At 64.5% G+C, this 14411-nt stretch carries 13 protein-coding genes and 1 pseudogene; 7 read left to right on the top strand and 7 right to left on the bottom strand.

Annotated features, from left to right (window positions below; translation table 11 throughout):
- The coding region (locus K728_RS0105545) for an aromatic amino acid lyase (protein WP_035747285.1) at positions 1-1354 on the bottom strand (1354 nt) is incomplete at its 3' end.
- A 141-nt stretch (positions 1355-1495) separates the two neighbouring features.
- On the opposite strand from K728_RS0105545, the gene K728_RS0105540 reads away from it, so the two are divergent.
- From K728_RS0105540 to K728_RS0105520, 5 genes are all read left to right on the top strand, one after another.
- On the top strand, positions 1496-2557 hold the full coding sequence (locus K728_RS0105540) for an ABC transporter ATP-binding protein (protein ID WP_024476108.1): 1062 nt from the start codon (positions 1496-1498) through the stop codon (positions 2555-2557).
- The gene (locus tag K728_RS0105535; RefSeq protein WP_024476107.1) at positions 2554-3201 is read left to right on the top strand and encodes an ABC transporter permease; all 648 of its coding nucleotides are present in this window, start codon (positions 2554-2556) and stop codon (positions 3199-3201) included. The genes K728_RS0105540 and K728_RS0105535 overlap by 4 nt, the downstream gene beginning before the upstream one ends.
- Positions 3201-3926 (top strand): ABC transporter permease, encoded by a 726-nt coding sequence (locus K728_RS0105530; RefSeq protein WP_019483013.1) that lies wholly within the window; start codon positions 3201-3203, stop codon positions 3924-3926. Before K728_RS0105535 ends, K728_RS0105530 begins: the two co-directional genes overlap by 1 nt.
- Before the next feature lie 31 nt (positions 3927-3957).
- Complete coding sequence (locus K728_RS0105525) at positions 3958-4893, top strand: ABC transporter substrate-binding protein (protein WP_084442827.1); 936 nt, start codon at positions 3958-3960, stop codon at positions 4891-4893.
- 86 nt (positions 4894-4979) lie between these two features.
- Positions 4980-5996, top strand: a complete 1017-nt coding sequence (locus K728_RS0105520; RefSeq protein ID WP_024476105.1) for a YeiH family protein — start codon at positions 4980-4982, stop codon at positions 5994-5996.
- A 147-nt stretch (positions 5997-6143) separates the two neighbouring features.
- Here K728_RS0105520 and K728_RS0105515 read toward each other — a convergent pair whose 3' ends face one another.
- From K728_RS0105515 to leuC, 6 genes and pseudogenes are all read right to left on the bottom strand, one after another.
- On the bottom strand, positions 6144-7307 hold the full coding sequence (locus K728_RS0105515) for a D-alanine--D-alanine ligase family protein (RefSeq protein ID WP_035747283.1): 1164 nt from the start codon (positions 7305-7307) through the stop codon (positions 6144-6146).
- A 2-nt stretch (positions 7308-7309) separates the two neighbouring features.
- Complete coding sequence (locus K728_RS0105510) at positions 7310-8335, bottom strand: NAD(P)H-dependent glycerol-3-phosphate dehydrogenase (protein ID WP_024476103.1); 1026 nt, start codon at positions 8333-8335, stop codon at positions 7310-7312.
- The gene (locus tag K728_RS0105505; RefSeq protein WP_019483018.1) at positions 8332-9090 is read right to left on the bottom strand and encodes a lysophospholipid acyltransferase family protein; all 759 of its coding nucleotides are present in this window, start codon (positions 9088-9090) and stop codon (positions 8332-8334) included. Before K728_RS0105505 ends, K728_RS0105510 begins: the two co-directional genes overlap by 4 nt.
- A gap of 17 nt (positions 9091-9107) precedes the next feature.
- Entirely contained in the window at positions 9108-10535 is a 1428-nt protein-coding gene (murA, locus tag K728_RS0105500) for a UDP-N-acetylglucosamine 1-carboxyvinyltransferase (protein ID WP_024476102.1), read from the bottom strand.
- A 205-nt stretch (positions 10536-10740) separates the two neighbouring features.
- Positions 10741-11340: a 3-isopropylmalate dehydratase small subunit gene (gene leuD, locus K728_RS0105495; protein ID WP_024476101.1), complete on the bottom strand. Its 600-nt coding sequence runs from the start codon at positions 11338-11340 to the stop codon at positions 10741-10743.
- Positions 11341-11349: 9 nt separating this feature from the next.
- A pseudogene (gene leuC / locus K728_RS18490) lies at positions 11350-12833 on the bottom strand (3-isopropylmalate dehydratase large subunit).
- 121 nt (positions 12834-12954) lie between these two features.
- On the opposite strand from leuC, the gene K728_RS0105485 reads away from it, so the two are divergent.
- Together K728_RS0105485 and K728_RS0105480 are read left to right on the top strand one after the other, a co-directional pair.
- Positions 12955-13674, top strand: coding sequence for an IclR family transcriptional regulator (locus K728_RS0105485; RefSeq protein ID WP_024476100.1), 720 nt, complete (start codon positions 12955-12957; stop codon positions 13672-13674).
- 70 nt (positions 13675-13744) lie between these two features.
- Positions 13745-14275 carry a DUF1697 domain-containing protein gene (locus K728_RS0105480; protein ID WP_024476099.1) on the top strand — a complete coding sequence of 177 codons (531 nt, stop codon included), beginning with the start codon at positions 13745-13747 and terminating at the stop codon, positions 14273-14275.
- Positions 14276-14411: the final 136 nt, after the last annotated feature.

Here is a 14411-nt window from a genome sequence, read left to right as displayed (position 1 = left end):
GCGCCGGAGCGGTCCCGAGCCGCTGGGGTGCCATCCGCAGCGCCCTGACCGCAGCAACTGCTTCGAGCGCGACGACGACGGGAGCCTCCGCAGCGAACTGGCGCAGCAGGCGAGCGCCCTGCGTGGCGAAACCGGCGTGCTCCTCAAGGCCCAGCGAGACGTTGATCCCCGGCCCGTTCACCGGCGTCGCCGCGGTACGCAGGATCGACAGCACATCCTGGGCGACGTACTCGGCAATCATGAGGCCAGAACTTCCCCGGGGACCCGTCGAGAGGAAAGACGGGAGACTGCTCAGCTCCGGTCGGAACAGATGGGACAGCCTGGCCGCGGACAGTGAAATCACCGGGTAGACAGCCGTTCGGGTGCTGTCCAGCGCCGCCGCCAGCATGGCCAGATGGAATTGGCCGTGATGGAACAGGCCGTCGGTGGTCATCAGCGGGTTCTCCGCCGCACCGTTCAGCTCGGTTTCCAGGATGGAGCGCAACCGCTGGAGGGCATCGAGCGCCGGGGCGTGCACCTGGGGCAACGCTCTGAGGGCGAAAGGATCCTGCAGCCTGGCCGGCGCGGCCGGCGTATCGGGCCCGGTCAGGCGCCGCATCGCCGCCGCCACCGCCACCTGATGCGGGTGCACCCTCGCCCGGTGAACCGCCTCGGCATACGGTTCGTCTGAGCCCTCCAGCGCCAGCATGGTCAGCGACGCCACCACCAGCGCACTCTTCATCAGCTGCTCCATGGCAACGGCACCCTGCGTCGCTGTGGCGAGGGTCAGTGCGCTGGAGCTCATGAATGGCAGCGAGTCGGTGTCCTCGAACTGCACCGGGGCGATTCCCCCCAGCCGCCACGGCCGGTCCCCACTCAGGGTCAGTGCCAGCTCAGCCATGGCCGCCAGATCCCCGGTGCCGAGGCCGCCCAGACTGTGAATGGTGGCGACCGATCCATTGTCGAGGGCTTCCAGCAACCCCTTCACAACACCGGGACTGATACCGGACCCGCCGGCGAGGAACTGGTTGAGCCGGACGGCCATGGCGGCACGAACCGTGGTCTCCGCATCGACCCGACCAGCCCCCGCACAGTGGCTCAGCAACAGGCGCCGCGCATGATCTGCCCGCCGCTCAGACGGCGACCGGCCCGGCTCCACATTCAGGGCGCGATTTGCGCCGACGCCGGTATTGGCGCCATATACACGCCCCGATTCGCGGGCCTGAACCAATTGTTCCTGGGACCGCTGCAGGCCGTCGATAATGCCGTCGGGAACCTTTACCCGGGAGGAACCAGTTGAAATAGTAATAAGATCGTCAAGTGTCAGCGAGGCGCCGTCCAGCACCACCCGGTCGATGTTGTCCTCGGAAGTCATGGGTGAACCGTCGTCCTTTAGCTATCGATATGTAAGTCTTCTCACATATCGGGGTGACTGTCTATTCATTCGCTGAAACTATGAATCAACTTATTCACTGCCTGCTATTGAGGCTGGTGCCAAGGAAACTGGAGAGCCACCGTGATTACGTTCGACAAGGTAAGCAAGACTTTTCCGGATGGCACCCTCGCCGTCGACAACCTGAACTTTGAATTGCCCACCGGCAAGATCACCGTCTTCGTTGGCCCCTCCGGCTGTGGCAAAACCACCTCACTGCGCATGATCAACCGCATGATCGAGCCGACCGGCGGCCGCATCCTGATCGATGGTCAGGACGTCACACAGCAGGACGCGGCCCTGCTGCGCCGATCCATCGGGTACGTCATCCAGCATGCGGGTCTCTTCCCGCACCGCACAGTGATTGAAAATGTCATGACAGTGCCCAATCTGATCGGCACCGACAAGAAAAAGTCGCGGGCCACTGCCATGGAGCTGCTGCTTCGGGTGGGGCTCACCGAGAGCATGGCCAACAAATTCCCGGTACAGCTCTCGGGCGGTCAGGAACAGCGCGTGGGAGTTGCTCGCGCCCTGGCCGCCGATCCCCCCGTGATGCTGATGGACGAACCCTTCAGCGCCGTCGACCCCATTGTCCGTGCCGGCCTGCAGACCGAATTCCTGCGGCTGCAGGGCGAGCTGGGCAAAACGATTGCGTTCGTGACGCACGACATCGACGAGGCCATCAAGCTCGGTGACATGGTCGCCGTCTTCAGGGAAGGCGGGCATCTTGCCCAGTACGCCGCCCCGCAGGAGCTGCTGGAAAACCCAGCCAACGACTTCGTGGCCGATTTCGTGGGCCGGGACCGCGGCTTCCGCAGCCTGTCCTTCGACTCCTCCGAGGTGCTCGAGCTGGACCCCGTGGATTCGGTACGGGTGGGCAATGAAGTGCTGGTCCTCGACGACGCCGGGCGCCCCCGCGGCTGGGCCGGCCCGGGAATCGCCGACGAAAACTCGCCCCTCTCGGTCGCTGGCACCTTCACCGCCGAGGATTCCCTGCGGGTGGTGACCGACCTGGCGATCAGCTCTCCCGTCGGCATCGCGGTCCGGGTCAACGCATCGGGCGTGGCCGACGGCGTCATCCGGCACCCGAGCCTGGTCCGCCAACTGGATGAACGACGTCGGCTGCGCGCGGGGACCACCGCATGATCGACTACATTTCCGGCAACCGGGAGATCATCTGGACCGCCTTCCAGGAGCACCTGTATCTGGCGTTGATCCCCGTCATCCTGGCGGTCATCATCTCGCTGCCGCTGGGGTATCTGGCGGTCCGCTACAAGAGGCTCTACTACCCGCTGGTCAACATCAGCAGCATTCTCTACGCAATCCCTTCGCTGGCCCTGTTTCTCCTGTTGCCACCGATTATCGGTACCGGCGTCCTGTCCCCCCTGAACATCATCATCGCGCTCACCGTCTACAGTGTTGCGCTCATGGTCAGGGTGGTGGCCGACGGCCTGAACTCGGTTGATCCGGCCATCACCCAGGCCGCCACCGCCATGGGTTACCGCCGGGTCAAGCGCCTCCTGCGGGTGGAACTGCCGATCGCCCTGCCGGTCATGCTGGCCGGACTCCGGGTTGCGACGGTTGCGAACGTGAGCATCGTCAGCGTTGGTGCGCTCATCGGCGTCGGCGGGCTGGGTGCCCTGTTCCTCCGCGGGCTGCAGCTCGATTACCTGGCACCGATCTGGGTGGGAATCATCCTGTCGGTGCTGCTGGCGGCCACCTGCGACATCATCATTGTGCTGGTTCAACGACGATTCACGCCCTGGGTGCGTGCGGGAGGACGAGCCTGATGGACTACCTCGAATATCTGCTGGATCCCGAGCACTGGGATCTAGCCATGAACGGGAACATCCCGTCGCTCGTCGTCGAGCACCTCTATTACACGGTTCTGACGCTCGTCATTGCCGCACTGATCGCCATCCCGGTGGGGCTGTACATCGGCCACACCGGCAGGTTCTCGTTTGTGGCGATCAACGCGGGGAACGCCGGCCGGTCACTGCCGACCCTGGGCCTGATCATCCTGCTGGTGACGGTGATCGGTTTCGGGCTGTTGCCGGTGGTGATTGCCCTGGTGATCCTCGCCATTCCGCCCATCCTCACATCAACCTACGCGGGGCTCCGGGCGATCAACCCCGCGTCGGTGGACGCCGCGAAGGGGATGGGCATGCGGCCCATCCAGATCCTGTTCCGTGTCGAAATTCCGATGGCGTTGCCGCTGATCCTCAGCGGTCTGCGCAGCGCCACCCTGCAGGTAGTCTCGACCGCCACCGTCGCCTCCTATGTTGGCCTCGGCGGACTGGGCAGGCTGCTGGTTGACGGTCTGGCACTGAATCAGTACGACCGGGTGATTGCCGGCGCCGTCGTCGTCGCCCTGTTGGCCATCATCCTGGACCTGATCGCTTCCGGTCTGCAGCGGCTGATGGTGTCCCCCGGCGTATCCGGGCGCGCACTGACCCGATCCTCCAACAAACCCGTGACCACCCCCGCGGAGACGTCACCAGCGCCTGCGGGATAAGCTTGTAAAACCTGACCGAAAGGCACGACCCATGATTAAGAAACGCTCAACCAAACTGATGAGTAGCGTTGCGCTCTTCGGAGCAGCGGCCCTCGCTCTGTCCGCTTGTGGCGGCGATCCGCTTGAGTCCGACGCCGGCGGAGAGTCAGTTGACGCAGAGACCATCGCAATTGGCTCAGCAAACTTCCCCGAAAGCGAACTCCTCGCCGAGATGTACGCGCAGGTACTGGAAGCCGAAGGCATCGAGGTGGAGCGTAGCTTCAACATCGGCGCACGCGACCTGTACCTGGCGGCGCTCGAGGACGGGTCAATCGACCTGCTCCCCGAGTACAACGGCGCACTGTACTCATCCCTCGTGGAGGGTGGCGCCCCCGAGGGCGTGACCGGCCCCGAAGAAGTGTACGACGCCATGGTTGAGGTGCTGCCCGAGGGCATCATCGCACTGGAACAGTCCGAGGCTGAGGACAAGGACACCCTTGCGGTTCTCCCGGAGACCGCCGAGGAGTTCGGCCTGGAAACGATGGACGACCTGACCGACATTGCTGGTGAGCTGACGCTCGCGGCCGGTCCTGAATTTGTCGAGCGCTACCAGGGGCTGATCGGCCTTGAAGAGGTCTACGGCATCGTGTTCTCCGAGTTCCGTCCCCTGGACGCCGGTGGACCGCTGACCCGCGAAGCGCTGCTGAGCGGCGAAGTTGATGTAGCCAACATCTTCAGCACCGACTCGACGATTGAAACCGAGTCTCTGGTGGTCCTCGAGGACACCCAGAACCTGTTCCTGTCGGAGAACATCGTGCCGATCGTGCGCGAGGCCAAGGTAACCGATGCGGTAACTGAATCGCTCAATGCGGTGTCGGCTGCCCTCACCACCGAGAACCTTACCGAGTACCTCGCACGGGTTCAGGTCGACAAGGAGTCCAGCGCGACTGTCGCCACAGCCTTCCTTGAAGAGTACGACCTGCTGTAAGTAGCGATTGCCCATCCCGGCTTCGGCCGGGATGGGCCTTGCTCTTCCTGTCAGCCCTTTCACCCGAGCGCCCTGAAAGTGAACCAGTGACCACACAGCGCTCGGCCGCCACCGCGGCAGTCATCAACCTGCTCCCCGGAGTATTGGTCATGGCCGCCGCCGTCGCCCTCTCCCTCTTCATTGCCAGCCTCCAGGGCTTCATCGGCGCCCTGGTGGTTGCCCTCGCCCTTGGCCTGCTGGTCCGCAACACCGGGCTGTTCCATCCGCGGATCCGGCCCGGCATTCAACGGGCCACCAAACGGTTTCTGCGGCTCGGCGTCGTCGTTCTGGGTCTGCAACTCTCCCTTCCCGAGATCCTGAGCCTCGGGTTCCCCGTTCTCGCCCTGATCATTGCGTCGGTGTTTATCAGCTTCCTGTTCACGCGGTACATCGGTGAACGGCTGGGACTCAGCCGGGCCGCGTCGACCCTGATGGCGGCCGGGTTCTCCATTTGTGGCGCGTCTGCGATCGCTGGCATGCAGAGCATTGTGAACGCCGACGACGACGAAGTGGCCAGCGCCATCGCCATGGTCACCCTGTATGGGTCGGCCGTGATCCTGGGGCTGCCACTCATCAGCAACCTGCTGGGGCTCTCCCCTGAAACGTTTGGTATCTGGTCCGGGCTCGCCGTCCACGAGGTGGCCCAGGTGGTGGCGACCGCCAGCACTGCGGGGGCTGTGGCGCTCGCCGTCGCGACCGTGGTGAAACTTGGCCGGGTGGTGCTGCTGGCTCCCGTCGCTGCGTTTGTCTCCATCGGTATCCGGCGGGCCGAGGGCGCCCAGCCGTCAGTTCCGGGGCGGGTGGCACCGATCGTGCCGTTGTTCGTGGTCGGATTCCTGGCCCTGGTGCTCCTGCGCTCCACCGGGGTGGTCCCCGAGCCCGTTCTGGACGCCGCCTCCCTGACGGCCACCCTGCTGCTGGCCGCCGCGATGTTTGGCCTCGGCACCGGGATCGACATCCCACACCTGGCACGCACCGGCGGGAAAAACCTTGCGCTGGGCGGCATCTCGACCGTGTTCCTTGGCGGCATCACCCTCGCCGGCGCAGTACTCGTCACCGCCTAGGTTCTGGTCTGGTCTGTTCCTGGGTCCCACCTCGGCCTTGGTGAGGAAACCTGGACATCGGAGGCCCAGATTCCCTCACCGATGTCTAGGTTGACCTGACCTGTCCGGGTTGCTCACCATACCGACGGCGGCGCGAGCTGCACTGACCTAACGGAGGCCCGTCTTGCGACTCAGGGCCAACTCGATCAGCTCGTCGATCAGCTCCGTATAGGTGAGACCGGACTTGGCCCACATCTGCGGATACATGCTGATCGGCGTGAAGCCCGGCATGGTGTTGATCTCGTTGATGATCAGAGCGCCGGACGGGGTGTAGAAGAAGTCGACTCGGGACAAACCCTCTGCACCGACGGCGTCGAACGCTGCGGCGGCAAGCGCCCGGACCTGCTCGCTGGCGGCTGGCGGCAGGTCGGCCGGGCAGCTCAGTTCGGCGGCGGCGCCGTCGACGTATTTGGCTTCGAAGTCGTACCAGTCGTGCTCCCCCGGCTGGACAGCGATTTCCCCGGGCAGCGACGTCCGTGGTTCGTTGGTGCCGCGACCCTGCAGCACAGCAACCTCGATTTCCCGACCGATGATGCCGGCCTCCACGAGCACCTTGGGATCGAACTCCCGGGCAGCCTCGATGGCGGCGGCAAGATCAGATTCCGAAGCGACCCGCGTGATCCCCATCGAGGATCCGGCGCGGGCAGGCTTGACGAAGGAGGGAAACCCCAGGGCCGCCGCTCGCCCGAGGCACCCGTCACGGTCGTTGGCCCACTGGCGGTCGGTGATGACCTCATAGGGTCCCACCGTCAGGCCGGCGGCGGCGAAGACCACCTTCATGTAGTGCTTGTCCATGCCCACAGCAGAGGCCAGCACCCCGGCGCCCACATAGCGGATGTCGGCCATTTCGAGCAGGCCCTGCAGCGTGCCGTCCTCACCGAATGGGCCGTGCAGCAGGGGCACGACGACGTCGATCCCGCCGAGGCTGCGCGGCATCTGTTCGGCGGCGGTCACCATCAGCTCAGTGGATGCAAGGTTCTGGCCAGCCCCTGACGCTGCCAGGACCAGGGACTCGTCAGAGGTGGGGACCTCGGGAAGCGTTGCCGAACGAAGGGACCACTGGGACGGGTCACCCGACACCTGAACCCACTGGCCGTTCTTGGCGATCCCTACCGGAATGATCTCGTACTTGTCCCGGTCGATCGCGTCGAGCACGCCGGCCGCGGTGATGCAGCTGACCGCGTGTTCACTGGATCGTCCACCGAAGAGGACGAGCACCCGCGGCCGTCGCGTCGGATCAAGACGGGCGGTTTCAGGGGGAACAACAGTCACAGTCAGCCTTCGGATTTCAGTTCGCGGGACAGTAGACGCGCCCCCAGGTCATGGACGGAGACGGTGCCCTGAAGTACCGCCACCACGTTCTCGGTGATGGGCATATCGACTCCCAGTTGGCCTGCAAGATCAAGGACGGCCTGAGCCGATTTGATCCCCTCGGCCGTCTGGTTCATCTTCCCGGTGACCTCATCGAGGGTCAGTCCGTGGCCCAGCAACCGGCCGGCAGTGTGGTTACGGGACAACGGCGAGGAGCAGGTGGCGATCAGGTCGCCCATCCCGGCGAGGCCGGCCATCGTCTCAGCTTCCCCACCAAGAGCCACAGCGAGCCTGGTGGTTTCCGCGAGTCCACGGGTAATCACTGAAGCCTTGGTGTTATCGCCCATCTGCTTGCCTTCGCAGATTCCGACGGCGAGGGCAATCACGTTCTTGACGATCCCGCCGATCTCCACGCCAACCACATCGGGGTTGGTGTAGGGCCTGAAGTATCTGGCGGTGCAGGCAGCGGCAATCCACGCGGCCACTTGCTCATCCGGACAAGCCACCACCGATGCGGTGGGTTCCTGACGCGCGATTTCCAGCGCCAGGTTAGGCCCCGAAACGACGGCAATGCGCTCAGCTGGCATATCCAGTTCGGCAGCAATGACCTGGCTCATGCGGGCATCGGAGCCCACCTCGAGTCCCTTCATCAGCGAGACCACCACCGCGTCGTCGCGCAGGAGGTGTTTCCACGCCTGGAGCTGGGGCCTCAGCGACTGGGCGGGAACGGCGACGGCGACCAGTTCAGCGCCGTCGAGCACCTCGGCAATGTCGGTGGAACAGGTGATGTTCTCGGGCAGCACCGTGTCGGCGAGATACCTGCTGTTGCGCCGGGTGGTGTTGATCTCCTCGGCCACGTCCTCGCGGCGGGCCCACAGGCGCACCTGCGTACCGTGTGGGGCACCGGCGTCGGCCAGGATCTTCGCGAAGGTGGTCCCCCAACTGCCGGCGCCCAGGACGGCGACGACGGCTGGCGGTGTCCGGGTCACGAGTTCTCCTCAGGCTTGCTCTCGAAATTCCTGCCGGTGCTTTTCTGGTGTTTGTCCGCCGGGTTCCAGCGTTCGGTGGGCGGTGCTTCCTGACGCAATTCGGCGACCAACGCGGTCAGCGCGTCGAGAATCCGCTCGGTTCCAGTGTCGAGCACCGTCTTGGTGATGGGCTTGCCCATCAGGTCGGAGAAGTCGACCGGGTCCCCGACCACCACCCGGGAGGTCTTCCGGGGAAAGAGGTAGAAGCGTTTGGCGTACCGGGGAAACACCTCGTGGGCTCCCCAGTGGGCAAGCGGGACAATCGGAGCGCCGGTCTGCAATGCGAGCCGCGCGGCGCCGGTCCGGCCCTTCATGGGCCACATGTCGGGATCCCGCGTCAGGGTGCCCTCCGGGTACACCACAATGCCACCGCCGGAGCTGATTGCTTCACGCGCGGCCTCAAGCGATCTGTTGGCGCCGGCAGTGGTCCGATCCACCGGCACCTGCCCGGTAGCACGGAGGATCCAGCCCATGACCGGCACCTTGAACAGCGACGCCTTGGCAAGGAAATGCGGTGTCACCTTCTGATTGAACAGAAAATGTCCGATCACCACCGGGTCAATCTCGGTGATGTGGTTGGGGCACACAATGAACCCGGTGTCCCGCGGCAGTTTCTCCGCACCCGACCACTCCTTCGACATCAACGTGTTCATGATGGGACGCACGGTGACGGAGAGCACGGCGAACGTGGCGCGGGACCTTCTGGATTCAGTCATAAACGAGTGCCGCGAGCCTAGCGGCCGCCCTCCACCGATGCCACAGCAGCGTCGGTCACAGCGGCGTCGGTCACAGGAGCGTCGGTCGCAGCAGCTTCCGATTCAGCAGTATCTGATTCAGCAGTATCTGAGGAGATATCGAAATCGGCTCCCAGGCCTTCAAGCTTGTCCTGAAAACGTTCGTAGCCGCGGTTGATCAGCTCGATGCCGGTCACCCGTGACGTGCCCTTCGCCGCGAGGGCGGCGATGAGGTGGCTGAAGCCCCCGCGCAGGTCGGGGATATCAATGTCCGCGCCATGCAACTGCGCCGGACCGGAAATGACCGCCGAGTGGAGGAAGTTCCGCTGCCCAAACCGGCACGGGACGCTACCCAGGCATTCGCGGTGTACCTGGATGTTGGCACCCATCCGGATCAGCGCATCGGTGAAGCCGAAACGGTTCTCGTAGACGGTCTCGTGAACAATCGACACGCCCTCCGCCTGGGTGAGGGCGACGACGAGCGGCTGCTGCCAGTCGGTCATGAACCCGGGGTGCACATCGGTTTCCAGGACCAGCGGGGACAGCTTTCCGCCGGGATGGTAAAAACGGATGCCGTCGTCGTCGACGTCGAACGCTCCACCGATCTTTCGGTAGGTATTCAGAAAGGCGGTCAGATCGAGCTGACGCGCACCCTCAACATAGATGTCACCCTGGGTGACCAGCGCTGCTGATGCCCAGGATGCGGTTTCGTTGCGGTCGGAAATGGCCTTGTGGTTGAAGCCACTCAGCTCGCTGACGCCCTCGATGCGAATGGTGCGGTCAGTCTGCACCGTGATGATCGCGCCCATTTTCTGGAGGACAGCGATCAGGTCCATGATTTCGGGTTCGACGGCGGCACCCTTGAGTTCGGTGATGCCCTCGGCCCGGGTAGCGGTCAGCAGTACCTGCTCGGTGGCACCGACGCTCGGGTACGGCAGTTCGAGCTTCGCGCCGTGCAGACCCTTGGGCGCCGAAATGGAGATGCCACCGGGACGCTTGTCCACGACGGCGCCGAAGTTGCGCAGCACCTGCATGTGGTAGTCGATCGGGCGGTCGCCGATTTTGCAGCCGCCCAGGTCGGGGATGAAGGCTTCCCCGATGCTGTGCATCAGGGGGCCGCAGAAGAGGATGGGGATGCGTGAGTCGCCGGCGTGGGCGTCGATGTCCTTGGACTGGGCCATCTTCGCGCCCTTGGGGTCCATGCTCAGGTCACCGGTGACGGGGTCCTTGGTGACCTCAACGCCGTGGAGCTTCAAAAGGCTGGTGACAACCTCGACGTCCTTGATCTCAGGGACATTCCGCAGGACCGAGGGAGCATTACCCAGCAGGGTCGCCACCATCGCTTTGGGCACCAGGTTTTTGGCTCCACGAACGGAGACCTTGCCGGTCAGAGGGACTCCACCACGAATGGTCAGCACGCTTCCCATGAACACCTATTTTCTTCGATTTGCACACAACAGAGATTGCCCCCAAAGCAGCAATTGCCTCCCGCTAAGCATAGGAGCATGTCTAGGAAGACTGAAATAGACTCCCCGGGGCTACTGTCGAAAACTATCGATCTGCCCCATTCATTCCCCGCCGTTCCGCAGGAAAGCACCGCCGCCGATGACCTTGCTCACCGTCGGGCGTGGCTCAGGTGCGCACGGGGAGGGTCTTGGGCTTCCACGCCGGGCGGGAGGCCTCATATTTGGTGATGGTTTCCTCGTGGGTCAACGTCAGACCGATGTCGTCGAGGCCCTCCAGCAACCGCCAGCGGGTGTAATCATCGATCTGGAACGGAGCCGTCACGCTGCCGCAGCTGACGGTGCGTTCCTCCAGGTTGACGGTGACCTCGGTGCCGGGATGATTCTCGAGGACCTTCCAGATCAACTCAATGTCATCCTGGGCCAGCTGCGCCGCGACCAGACCCTGTTTGCCAGAGTTGCCGCGGAAAATGTCGGCGAACCGGGACGCCAGCACGGCCTTGAACCCGTAGTCCTTCAGCGCCCAGACCGCGTGTTCACGAGAGGAGCCGGTACCGAAATCCGGCCCCGCGACAAGGACCGAACCGGCGCTGAACGGAGCCTGGTTGAGGATGAAGTTCGGGTCCTTCCGCCACTCGGCGAACAGGGCGTCCTCGAACCCGGTCCTCGTGATGCGCTTCAGGTACACCGCCGGGATGATCTGGTCGGTGTCGATATTGCTCTGGCGCAGCGGCACGCCGATTCCGGTGTGGGTGATGATCTTTTCCATGGGAAGCTCCTAGGCGGCGTTCGCGGCTGAGGCAACGACGTCGTCGTGCTGGCCTGTTGTGGCGGGCGGCAATGGCTCGAGATCGGACGGCGAGCTGAGGGTGCCGCGGACCGCGGTGGCGGCGGCGACTACCGGGGACACCAAGTGGGTGCGGCCACCCTTGCCCTGCCGGCCCTCGAAGTTGCGGTTCGACGTCGATGCGCACCGCTCCCCCGGCGCCAGCTGGTCCGGGTTCATGCCCAGACACATTGAGCAGCCAGCGAAACGCCATTCCGCGCCGAAGTCCTTGAACACCTGGTCCAGGCCCTCGGCCTCGGCATCGAGGCGAACCCGGGCCGACCCGGGAACCACCATCATGCGGATGTTCGGGTCCTTGACCCGGCCGCGGATGATGTCGGCGGCAATCCGCAGGTCCTCGATCCGGCTGTTGGTGCAGGAGCCAAGGAACACGGTGTCCACCCTGATGTCCTTCATGGGGGTGCCGGCGTCCAGTGCCATGTACTCGAGGGCACGTTCGCAGGCCGCCTTGTCGTTCTCGTCGGCGAAATCGTCAGGGGACGGCACGGCCTGCGACAGTGAGACGCCCTGGCCGGGGTTGGTACCCCAGGTGACGAAGGGCTCCAGCTCATCGGCGTCGAGGAACACTTCGGCATCGAACACGGCGTCGTCGTCGGTACGCAGCGTCCTCCAGTTCTCGACGGCGGCATCCCAGTCCTCGCCCTGCGGTGCGTGGGGCTTGTCTTTCAGGTACTCAAAGGTGGTGTCGTCCGGGGCGACCATGCCGGCACGTGCGCCTGCCTCGATGGACATGTTGCAGATGGTCATCCGCGCTTCCATGGACAGCGCACGGATGGCAGAGCCACGGTATTCGAGCACATAGCCCTGCCCGCCGCCGGTGCCGATCTTGGCGATGACCGCAAGGATGATGTCCTTGGAGGTCACACCGGGCTTCAGGGTGCCCTCGACCGTGATGGCCATGGTCTTGAACGGCTTGAGCGACAGGGTCTGGGTGGCCATCACGTGCTCCACCTCTGAGGTGCCGATGCCGAGCGCCAGGGCACCAAACGCCCCGTGGGTGGAGGTGTGCGAATCGCCGCAGACCACCGTCAGGCCCGGCTGGGTGAGGCCCAGCTGCGGGCCGATGATGTGGACGATGCCCTGTTCGGCGTCGCCCAGTGAATGCAGGCGCACCCCAAACTCTTTGCAGTTCGCGCGGAGGGTGTCGATCTGGGTACGGCTGGTGAGGTCAGCGATCGGCTTGTCGATGTCCCAGGTGGGGGTGTTGTGATCCTCGGTGGCAATGGTGAGGTCCGGCCGGCGCAGCGGGCGACCCGNCCCGCCAACCGCAGCCCCTCGAAGGCCTGCGGAGAGGTGACTTCATGGACCAGGTGGAGATCGATATAGAGCAGGTCCGGCTGGGATTCGGCACCCTGCACCTCGCCCTTGCGCACAACGTGTGCGTCCCAGACCTTCTCTGCGAGCGTGTTGCCCATGACCGGTTTCCCTTCGGAGCTCTTCTACTGACGTCTCGGACGGATGCATCCCAAAAAAGTTACATCCCAGACAGTTGCCCAGACAGTTGCATCTCAAATGCTGAGACGGCAATATCATCCTATGGACAATATTAGCGGTGTAGGTGTGATAGACAAAGCGGCGACCGTGCTCGACGCCCTCGAAGCGGGTCCCACCACCCTGGCGCAGCTCGTGGCGGCAACCGGGCTGGCCCGTCCCACTGTGCATCGCCTGGCCCAGGCCCTGGTTCATCACCGGCTGGTCAGCCGCGACATTCAGGGCCGCTTTGTGCTCGGCAGCCGCCTGGTTGAACTGGCTGCCGCTGCCGGTGAGGACCGGCTGATTGCATCGGCGTCCCCCGTCCTGCTGCACCTGCGGGACGCGACCGGTGAGAGCGCGCAGCTGTTCCGTCGGCAGGGCGAGTGGCGTGTTTGCGTGGCGTCGGCAGAACGCCCGATCGGTCTCCGCGACACCATCCCGGTGGGCACCCAGCTCTCCATGAAAGCTGGCTCCGCGGCCCAATGCCTGCTGGCCTGGGAAGACCACGACCGCCTCCTCAAAGGATTACAGGAAGCCCGGTTCACCCCGACGGTACTGGCCGGAGTACGACGTCGGGGCTGGGCCCAGAGCCTCGGCGAACGGGAGGCGGGGGTTGCCTCGGTTTCGGCGCCGGTCAGGGGACCATCGGGACGGGTGATCGCGGCGGTGTCCATCTCGGGACCAATGGAGCGGCTGACCCGTCAGCCCGGACGCATCCACGCTCAAGTGGTCCTCAACGCTGCCCAGCAGCTCACCCACGCCGTCGGCAAAACCGCCGACTGATCGCCTCGAAGCCCGCACCTCGATAGGGTGTGGCTATGGCTGTTGGTGTGGCATGACTGAGGGTGTGGCTATGACTGAATATGCAATCTTCCTCCGTGGGGTCAACGTCGGCGGAATTATCCTCAAAATGGCTGACCTGCGCGCCGCCGTCGAGACACTCAACGTCAGCAGGGTGACAACACTCCTGGCGTCAGGCAACGTCACCTGTACCACCGATCTGGCAGCTGATGAGCTCAAGGAGTCGGTTGAGAGGCTGCTGCGCGTTACCTTCGGGTATGACGCATGGGTGGTGATCATCGAGGCCGGCAGGCTGCGCGAGTTGGTGGAGGCCTGTCCTTTTCCCGCCGACGACCCCGCTAACCACATCTATCTCACCCTGTGCTCGGATCCGACTGCGCTCGCCGATCTCGTGGAAGCGAGCGCAGGACTTGAGCCGGGCCTGACAGTGCTGGGTCCCGAGGCCGCCGCCTGGTGGGCGCCGCGTGGTGGAACCCTTGAGTCTCCACTGAGCAAGCTGACCGCCAAGCCGCGGTTTAAGAACTCGACCACCACCCGGAATCTAAGGACCCTGCAGAAGGTACTTGCGGCCTTCAACGCTTAGCCCGGTCAGGTTTAGCCGGGTCCAGTCCTAGCCCCGGCCGCGAGCTGCTGTGACAGCCTTCCGGAACCCGTTGTACCTGGTGATCTCGGCCTCGACCGGAGCCACCACGTCCCGCGCGGCGACCTGGGCCACCGCG

Source organism: Arthrobacter sp. CAL618 (assembly GCF_000468215.1).
In the GTDB taxonomy this organism is placed as follows: Bacteria; Actinomycetota; Actinomycetes; order Actinomycetales; family Micrococcaceae; genus Arthrobacter_D.
The sequence above is the reverse complement of the archived record's forward strand: the minus strand, read 5'-3'. Positions and strand labels throughout refer to the sequence as shown.

Bases quoted from the DNA above. Each gene is read 5' to 3' on its own strand.
- K728_RS0105535 (WP_024476107.1), top strand. From the start codon at position 2,554: ATGATCGACTACATTTCCGGCAACCGGGAGATCATCTGGACCGCCTTC.
- K728_RS0105530 (WP_019483013.1), top strand. From the start codon at position 3,201: ATGGACTACCTCGAATATCTGCTGGATCCCGAGCACTGGGATCTAGCC.
- K728_RS0105525 (WP_084442827.1), top strand. From the start codon at position 3,958: ATGATTAAGAAACGCTCAACCAAACTGATGAGTAGCGTTGCGCTCTTC.
- K728_RS0105505 (WP_019483018.1), bottom strand. From the start codon at position 9,090: ATGACTGAATCCAGAAGGTCCCGCGCCACGTTCGCCGTGCTCTCCGTC.
- murA (WP_024476102.1), bottom strand. From the start codon at position 10,535: ATGGGAAGCGTGCTGACCATTCGTGGTGGAGTCCCTCTGACCGGCAAG.
- leuD (WP_024476101.1), bottom strand. From the start codon at position 11,340: ATGGAAAAGATCATCACCCACACCGGAATCGGCGTGCCGCTGCGCCAG.
- K728_RS0105485 (WP_024476100.1), top strand. From the start codon at position 12,955: ATGGACAATATTAGCGGTGTAGGTGTGATAGACAAAGCGGCGACCGTG.
- K728_RS0105480 (WP_024476099.1), top strand. From the start codon at position 13,745: ATGACTGAATATGCAATCTTCCTCCGTGGGGTCAACGTCGGCGGAATT.